Origin of the sequence: Microseira sp. BLCC-F43 (assembly GCF_041929235.1) — a bacterium.
Lineage (GTDB): Bacteria > Cyanobacteriota > Cyanobacteriia > Cyanobacteriales > Aerosakkonemataceae > Microseira.
The window spans coordinates 21,581-30,936 of sequence record NZ_JBHFNP010000038.1; the positions used below are offsets into that span (position 1 = coordinate 21,581).

The window sequence follows — 9,356 nt, forward strand, 5'->3', positions numbered from 1 at the left end:
TCGATTAATAGCGTTCTAGTAAAAGCTTTACCTCGTCTTCCAATTCCATATTTTTCATCGCTTCCCACTCGGCTTTTCGCACTGCCAGATAAGCATTTGCCAAATCTGAACCCAAGGCAGTGAGGAGGATATCATCGCGGGTTAAGCGATCGATCGCATCCCCCAAATTAGTCGGCAACAAATCGATCCCCCGCAGGTTGCGTTCTGATTCTGACAAATAACCGGGGTCTACCGCCACCGGATCGCCCAAGTCAATACCCCCCTTAACACCATCGAGTCCTGCCGCTATCACCGCACCTAAAGCCAAGTAGGGATTCGCGGAAGCATCAACTGTTTTAAACTCAAAATTAGTCGGACTTTTTACCGCTGGGTCAGTTGGTACACGCACTGCTGCTTCGCGATTATCTATTCCCCAACAGCGAAACGCACCGCTCCAAAAATGCGGGCGGATGCGACGATAAGAATTAGTGCAGGGAGTAGTCAGCGCCATCAAAGCTGGTAAATGGTTAAGAATTCCGGCAATAAAAGCTTGCGCTATCTGGGAAAGACCGCCAACTTTTGACCCATCGGGAACGATATTTTTGCCATCTTGCCATAGACTCAAATGTAAATGGCATCCACTGCCAGCTTTATCGGCAAATATTTTAGGTAAAAAACAAGCTTTTAAGCCGTGGCGCATAGCGATCGCGCGCACAGTTTCTCGGAAAGCAATTTGTTGGTCGGCAGCTGACATTGCCTGGGTATAGCGAATCGAAATTTCATGCTGACCGGGGCCTGATTCGGGATAGTATTGCTCAACGGGCATTGCTTGAGCAACCAATGCAAGGGCAATTTCATCGATTACTTTTAAATTAGAATCCATCGCCAGAGTAGAAGCAAAAACAGTATTGTCGGCGGGTTCTACTCCAATGCCATCAGAAGTTGGACGCAGCAGGTAAAACTCATTTTCAAATGCCGCCATTACTTCCAAACCAAGACTAGAAGCATCAGCTACCATCCGCTTCAAGAAATTGCGCGGACAAAAAGACCAAGGAATGCCATCGTTGACCATATCCCCCATAACCCGGGCATGACTGGGTGCATAAGGCAATACATTAAGCGTAGACCAGTCAGGTATCAATCGTACCTCGCCAACCGGGCCAAGACCAGTTTCTGCAACTGGGGTATCATACATCACCGGAATCGCCTGCTGTGCCGCTGAGATTCCCACCCCCTGTTCACAATGATGGGATAGCGCGCCGATGTGAATAGCCTTGCCGCGAATAATATTAGCATTATCGCACCAGAGGACGCGGATGAACTTCACACCTGCCGCTTCTAGGGATTGAGATATGGGGTGATCAGACATTGATGTGAATTTATGCAGTTAATAGCGGACTTTTAAGCGATCTCACCGTCCTACACTGACGGTGAGATCGCTTAAAACCTCAACTATAACACAAATCGTACAACTTTCCTGCTTTGCATCAGCCCCTACTTCTGTGTATTTAGGGAATTAGATAAGTATTTTCATCTATTGTCGTTCACTGAATAAAAAAAAAATAGTTAATTTTACCGAGGGCACTCTCCGATGAGATTTTCTATAGTGATTGTCATAGCCCACCTATTTACCAAATTTAGCTAGGTTGCTACAGTCCCCGAACAACTAGGTATTTCAAGATGAAAGAAGTTTTGGCATTAATTCAAAAGAGAAAGCAAGAATTTGCCGAATTGCCATTGTTTGATTATCTGCAAGACAAAAGCATAGATCCTAGACAAAGGCTCGCTTTTGCTCCCTGCCTTGTTCCTTTAGCTACGGGTTTTTCAGATTTGTGTAAATATGGGTTCAGAGAAGAGCCAACCACTAACACAATCCAGGCAATTATCAATCTACACACTTATGAAGAACAAGATCATTGGCATTGGCTTATGGAAGACCTGCAAAAACTAGATCTAGACAAATCGCTTAAATTCACCGATACTTTGAAATTTATGTGGGGCGAAGAAACCAAGAAAACTCGGCAAGTTTGTCCTAAAATTGAGCGGTCTATTTTGATATCAGACCCGCTGCAAAAATTGATAGGAGTTCTAGTTTCAGAAGTAACCGGCAATGTTTTTTTCTCGAACACCGAACAAGTTGTTAAGCAACTGCAAGGAATAGGCAAAAAACAATATCGATTCTTCGGGAACCATCATTTAACACAGGAAAACAACCACAATATAAACAGGCGTAATGTTGTGGAGTTTTTTGCACAAATAGAAATCACAGATGAGCAGCGTCAAGTGTATTTTGCATTGGTTGATGAGTTGTTTGAAGCCTACGCAGAATCGATGGACGAGCTTCTAGTCTATGCAAAAACCCATAAAGTTGAGCAACCGCTAGCAGTTTGACTACCAGTAGATTGCGGTAACAGATACAACTGGGTATGAGTCTGGTGGGGACTGGTCTGTTAGATTGTCTCAGATCTTGCACGATTAACAAGTGGGACGGGCAAGATGCCCATCCCACAAGAAAAATCAATCTCTTGTGGGGTGGGCGTCGCGCCCGCGGGCGCCCATTGGTGCAAGATGTGAGTTGTGTTAGCTTAAGGGAATTATAGATTGTAAGGGTGACGAGATTCACCAGCCAGCCAGCATACCTATGTATACTCCCAGCGCGATCGCACTCCCTGGTTATCGCATTATTGAGCTAATCTACGACAGCACCAGAACCCTAGTCTATCGAGGACAGCGAACTAAAGACCAAAAACCCGTTGTGATCAAACTGTTGCGGAGTGAGTATCCTAGCTTCAACGAACTGGTGCAATTTCGCAACCAATACAGCATCGCCAAAAACCTCGACCTTCCCGGCATCATCAAAACCTACAGTCTAGAAAACTGCCGCAACGGTTATGCCCTAGTCATGGAAGATATGGGCGGCATTTCCCTGAAAGAATATACCGCCTCCCATCCCCTCAGTCTGGCAGAATTTCTGGAGATCGCGATTCAAATTGTCTCAACTTTAGAAGGATTGTATCGCAATCGAGTCATTCACAAAGACATCAAACCTGGCAATATTCTGATTAACCCCACCACCCTTGAAGTAAAACTGATTGACTTCAGCCTTGCTTCCCTACTTCCCAGAGAAGCGCAAGTTCTTACCAATCCTAACGTCCTCGAAGGCACTCTCCCCTACTTATCTCCCGAACAAACCGGGCGAATGAACCGGGGAATTGACTACCGCACCGACTTCTATTCTTTAGGCATTACCTTCTACGAACTCCTCACCGGAAAGTTACCCTTCTCCGCCACCGATCCGATGGAATTGGTGTACTCTCACCTTGCCAAGCAACCTGATTCAGTCCACAGTCTTAACCCGAGTATTCCTCCAATTCTGTCTGATATTATCGGCAAACTAATGGCAAAAAATGCCGAAGACCGCTATCAAAGTGCCTTGGGATTAAAACACGACCTAGAAACCTGCTTGCATCAGTGGAACAACTTAGAAAACATCCCTGCCTTTGAGTTAGGAAAAAGGGATATCTCAGACTGCTTCATCATTCCTGAAAAACTCTACGGTCGCCACAAGGAAGTAGAAACCTTACTCGCCGCCTTTGACAGAGTCGCAGCGGGAAAAACCGAAATGATGTTAGTAGCAGGTTTTTCCGGTATTGGCAAAACCGCCGTTGTCAATGAAGTCCACAAACCCATCGTGCGCCAGCGGGGTTACTTCATCAAAGGTAAATTTGACCAATTTCAGCGCAACATTCCCTTCTCAGCATTCGTGCAAGCATTCCGAGATTTAATGGCGCAATTGCTGAGTGAAAGCGATGCTCAAATTGCACAGTGGAAAACCAAAATTCTCTCAGCTTTAGGAGAGAACGGTCAAGTCATCATTGATGTCATTCCCGAACTAGAAAGAATTATTGGCAAACAGCCTCCTGTCCCAGAACTGTCTGGCAGCGCTGCCCAAAATCGCTTTAACTTGCTGTTTGAGAAATTCATCCAGGTCTTCAGCACAAAAGAACATCCCCTGGTGATATTTCTCGATGACTTGCAATGGGCAGATTCGGCTTCTTTAAAGTTGATGCAATTATTAATGCTCGAAACGAATAGCTGCTATCTGTTACTCATTGGTGCCTATCGGGATAACGAAGTTTCTCCTGCCCATCCGCTGATGTTGGCTTTAGAAGAGATTAGGAAAATTGCAGCAACCGTTAATACTATTACTCTAGCTCCCCTCAAGCAATCCGATTTAAACCATCTGATTGCCGATACTCTCGATTGTCCCCTAGACCTTGCCTTTCCTCTCACTCAACTAATTCATCAAAAAACCAAAGGGAATCCCTTCTTTGCGAATCAATTCCTTAAATCTTTATATGAAAATAGATTGATTATTTTTAACTTTAAGGCCGGTTATTGGGAGTGCGATATCGTTCGCGTCAGGACGTTAGCGCTAACTGATGATGTGGTCGAGTTTATGGCACTTCAGTTACAAAAGTTGCCAGCATCAACTCAGACTGTATTGCAGCTAGCTGCCTGCATCGGCAACCAATTTGACCTGGAAACCCTGGCAATCGTGCAAGAAAAATCCCCAGATGAGACGGCAGCAGACTTGTGGAAAGCCTTGCAAGAAGGGTTAATTTTACCTCTTAGCGAAATTTACAAATTTTTCCAAGATTATAGCAATAAAGAAGAACCCAACCAATTACCAATTACCAATTACCAATTACCCAGTTATAAATTTTTGCATGACCGAGTTCAGCAAGCCGCTTACTCTCTAATTCCCGAAAAACAGAAACAATCAACTCATTTAAAAATTGGTCAACAGCTGTTAAATAACACTCCTGAAGCAGAACGGGAAGAGAAAATTTTTGCAATTGTCAACCAGTTAAATATAGGGGTCGAGTTAATTGCGCTGCAAACAGAGCGGGATGAACTGGCTCAGTTAAATCTCATGGCTGGACGTAAAGCCAGGAATTCTACAGCCTATGCCGCTGCTGTCGGATATTTTACTGTGGGGATATCCATCCTACCAGCAGACTGTTGGCAAACAAATTATGCATTAACCCTAAATTTGTATGAGGAAGCAGCAGAAGCAGCCTACCTGGATCTTGACTTTGAACTGATGGAACAACTGGCACAAGTTGTGTTGCAGGAAGCTAAAAAACCACTGGAAAAAGTGAAAGTTTATCATGCCAAAATACAAGCTTATGGCGCACAGAACAAAGCAATAGAAGCGGTCAATACTACACTAAGCTTTTTGAAATTGTTGGGAATATATTTTCCGGAAAATACCAGTCAATCCGATATTGAGGTGGAACGGGAGAAAACAAATTCAAATCTGGCTAGTAGGGGGAAAATTGAGGACTTAATTCACTTACCAGAAATGACAGACCCATGCTCATTGGCAGCTATGGGTATTCTAGCCAGTGCAACAACTCTGGTCTATCAAGCAGTTCCAGAATTGTTCCCGCTGATTATCTTTAAACAAATCAACTTATCGGTGACATATGGCAATGCCCCCTTATCTGCCTTTGCCTATGTTGTCTACGGGTCAATTCTCTGCGGAGTAGTGGAAGACATCGAGTCTGGGTATCAATTTGGCAAGCTGGCTGAAAATCTGTTGGCTAAGTTTCATACTAAAGCAGTCACAGCTAAGGTCATCCAAACATTTAATTGCCTGGTCAGGAATTGGAAGGATCATATCAGGGAAACATTAAAGCCGCTTCTGGAAGCTTACTCTGTCGGACTGGAAACGGGAGATTTAGAATTTGCAGCACTTTCTTTGAATACCTACTGCTACGCTGCATATTTCATGGGTCGAGAACTAACAGAACTGCAACAGGAGTTGACGACCTACAGCAATGCCCTGTGCCAAATCAAACAAGAAAGGATATTTTACCGGAACGAGATCTATAGGCAAATAGTCTTGAATTGGCTCGGATATGCGGAAAATCCATGTTGTCTCATCGGTGAAGCTTATGATGAAGAAAAAATGCTCCCGCTTCATTTTGAAGCCAATGATACATGTGCAATTTTATACTTTTATTTCGGCAAGCTTCAGCTCTGTTATTTGCTAGGGAACTATCCTCAAGCAATTGAAAATGCTGCCAAGGCAGAACAGTACTTAAACGGTGGAATTGGACAGATAGTTATTCCTCAATTCCATTTTTATGATTCCCTGACTCGCCTCGCAGTGTATCCTGATGTCAAACAAGCCGAACAAGAAAAAATCAGGGAAAAGGTAGCCGCTAACCAGGAAAAAATGAAAGGTTGGGCGCATCATGCCCCAGCTAACTTCATGGATAAATTTTATTTAGTAGAGGCAGAGCGGCATCGGGTTTTGGAGCAAAAAATTGATGCCATCAACTGTTATAACCAAGCTATAGCCTTAGCCAAAGAAAACGAATACATCCAAGAAGAAGCACTTGCCAACGAACTGACTGCCAAGTTTTATCTGGAATGGGGGAGAGAAAAAATCGCTCAAGTCTATTTAACTGAAGCCTACTATGCTTATGCTCGTTGGGGAGCCACGGCAAAAGTTGATGACTTAGAAAAACGGTATCCCGAATTACTCGCACCCATCCTCCAGCGGGAAACTATTCGCTATCATAGCAACGAAACACTCGCTACCCTATCTATTCATAGTACAGAGACAACTCTAATTTCTAACAACACCAAGATGTTAGCGGAGTTAGACTTGGCAAGCGTTATCAAAGCTTCTCAAACCCTGTCTGGCGAAATTCAACTTGACAAGTTGATCGCGACTTTGATGCAAGTGGTGCTGGAAAATGCAGGAGCGCAGAAATGCGTGCTGGTTTTACCCCAAGGAGACAATTGGGTAATAGAAGCGATCGCACAACTAGATGCAGCTGAAACCTCTACTCAACTGACTGTACTGCAATCGCAACCCGTCGAGGAAAGCCTAGAAATTCCCACTAGCGCGATTAATTATGTCAAACGTACATTGGAAACCTTGGTAATTCAGGACGCAACGGCTAAAACTAATTGGGCAGCTGACCCCTACATGCACAAACAGCAACCCAAAAGTGTGTTGTGTGGACCGATTCTAAATCAAGGCAAGTTGATTGGTATCCTGTACCTGGAAAATAATTTGGTCCTGGGGGCATTTACCACCTCGCGCATCGAAATCCTCAACCTTCTTTGCGCTCAAGCTGCTATCTCTCTGGAAAATGCCCGTCTTTATCAAACATCGCAACAACTTTACCAACAATCCCAAAACTACGCCCAGCAGCTAGAAAAATATCTGCAAGAATTACAACAAACGCAACTGCAACTGATTCAAAGCGAAAAAATGTCTGCACTGGGTAATTTAGTCGCAGGGGTGGCGCACGAAATAAATAACCCAGTTGGGTTTATTTCCGGGAATATTGATGAAGCGATCGCTGCGGTTAAAGACCTCACAGAATACCTGGAATTATACCACGAAAAATTCCCTAATCCGGGGGAAGAAATCGCGGAAAAAGCTGAAGAAATTGAGCTAGAATATCTGTTGGAAGATTTACCCAAAATGCTGTCATCGATGAAAGTGGGGTGCGATCGCATACGGAACATCAGCACCTCCCTCCGCACTTTTTCCCGCGCTGACAGCAGTTCCAAGGTGGCGGTCAATCTCCACGAGGGCATCGATAGCACGCTGATGATTTTACGGCATCGCCTCAAAGCCAACGAGAATCGTCCGGAAATTCAAGCTATTAAGGTCTATGGAAACATTCCCGCCGTCAAATGCTATCCGGGACAGCTGAATCAGGTATTTATGAATATTCTGGCAAATGCCATCGATGCGTTAGAAGAATCGAATTCCCAGCGCAGTTATGCTGAAATTCAGGCCAATCCGAATCAAATTACCATCAAAACTGAAGTGACGGCGGATAATCAACAGGTGGCGATTAAGATTCAAGATAATGGTTTGGGGATGTCAGAAGAAGTAAAAGCTCGCATCTTTGACCATTTATTTACAACCAAATCCTTGGGGAAAGGTACGGGTTTGGGATTATCGATTAGCCGTCAAATTGTGCAGGAAACTCACGGGGGAAGTTTGACTTGTGAATCGGTGCTAGGACAAGGGACAGAGTTTACGATTTGGCTCCCCATCGAGTAGGGCGATCGCGCGATTAGGTTTCTGGGTATCCTCGCCCCCATCCCTTAATCCCAACGTGAACTACCTACACTCGCCATAGGGCAGAGTGTAGCCTTCTGACTTCACGGGGAACAACCGCCACGGAAGACTTTCGCCCCCGATTTGGTCTTACATTCCCTCCATCAGCAGTCGCCCCCGTTCCAGAGGCGAGTAACCGTAAGCCTTCATCTCGTTTGTTGATAGCGGCGTTCACGTCCCGGTCATGTCTTGTATGGCAGTGCGGACACTCCCAAGACCGAATATCTTGGGGCAAACTATCAACGATGTTCAGACAGACGCTACAGGTTTTCCAGGATGGGAAAAACCGATCTATCTCTAGAAAAGTCTTTCCGTCCCTTTTGGCTTTATACTCGATAAAGTTTAAGAACATAGACCAACCACAATCACTGATAGCCAACGCTTGATTGTGATTTCTGACTATGCCCTTAACGTTCAGATTCTCGGAAACGATCGCTTGGTTCTCGTTGACGATTTTCCGAGATAGTTTATGTAGCAAATCCTGACGGGAGTTGGCGATCTTCTCGTGCGATATCGCCACGAGTTTTCTTGCCTTATTCCGTGAATTACTCCCTTTCTGTTTTCGATAAAGCTTTCGCTGTTTTCTTTTTAGCTGCCGCTCTTGCTTTTTAAAATGACGTGGATTATCGTATTTACTCGCTTCACTGGTAATGCAGAAATGGGTTAAACCGAGATCGATTCCTATGGCTTTCCCAAGGGAAGATACCACCGATTCAGGCTTATCATCCTCGAAAAGTAAAGAAGCGTAGTATTTATCGGTCTTGGTTTTGGCGATCGTTACCGTCTTGAGTTGACCGTCAAACTGTCGATGAAGGTTGGCTCGGATCTCTCCCAGAAACGGGAATTTAACCGCGCCATCAACGATTTTGACGTTGGCGGGATACTGTAACGACTCTTTACCGTGTCGGCTTTTGAATTGTGGATAACCCGCTCGTTTCTGGAAAAAGTTAACGAAGGCTGGCGATAGATTCAGTACCGCTTGCTGTAAGCACTGAGAATAGGTTTCTTTGAGCCATTCCGTTTCTTTTTGTTTTTTCCAGATCGGTAACTGTTTTTTCCAGTCCATGCCAGAGATACCGCTTGGAAAAACCTAGACAAACCTACCCAGAGGGAAAAGGAGCTAAGTATAAGTCGGCGGTGTAACTTTTGGTCAATCCGAGTTAACGCTTTCGCTTGGATGAAGCCCGGTCTTGCGACTCGACAACAACCAAAACCT

4 protein-coding genes are annotated in these 9,356 nt (G+C 44.6%); 2 read left to right on the forward strand and 2 right to left on the reverse strand.

The genetic code is table 11. From position 1 onward, the window contains the following. Positions 1-4 precede the first annotated feature (4 nt). A complete protein-coding gene (locus ACE1CM_RS06435; RefSeq protein ID WP_374876570.1) occupies positions 5-1,348 on the reverse strand; it encodes a glutamine synthetase family protein in 1,344 nt (447 codons plus the stop codon). 311 nt (positions 1,349-1,659) lie between these two features. Here ACE1CM_RS06435 and ACE1CM_RS06440 point away from each other — a divergent pair, with 311 nt between their 5' ends. Together ACE1CM_RS06440 and ACE1CM_RS06445 are read left to right on the forward strand one after the other, a co-directional pair. Continuing rightward, on the forward strand, positions 1,660-2,370 hold the full coding sequence (locus ACE1CM_RS06440; protein ID WP_374876571.1) for a hypothetical protein: 711 nt from the start codon (positions 1,660-1,662) through the stop codon (positions 2,368-2,370). 250 nt (positions 2,371-2,620) lie between these two features. Then, positions 2,621-8,083, forward strand: a complete 5,463-nt coding sequence (locus tag ACE1CM_RS06445; RefSeq protein WP_374876572.1) for an AAA family ATPase — start codon at positions 2,621-2,623, stop codon at positions 8,081-8,083. Between the two features lie 64 nt (positions 8,084-8,147). On the opposite strand, the gene ACE1CM_RS06450 is transcribed toward ACE1CM_RS06445, so the two are convergent. Continuing rightward, a complete protein-coding gene (locus tag ACE1CM_RS06450) occupies positions 8,148-9,206 on the reverse strand; it encodes an RNA-guided endonuclease InsQ/TnpB family protein (RefSeq protein ID WP_374876573.1) in 1,059 nt (352 codons plus the stop codon). Between the last annotated feature and the right edge of the window lie 150 nt (positions 9,207-9,356).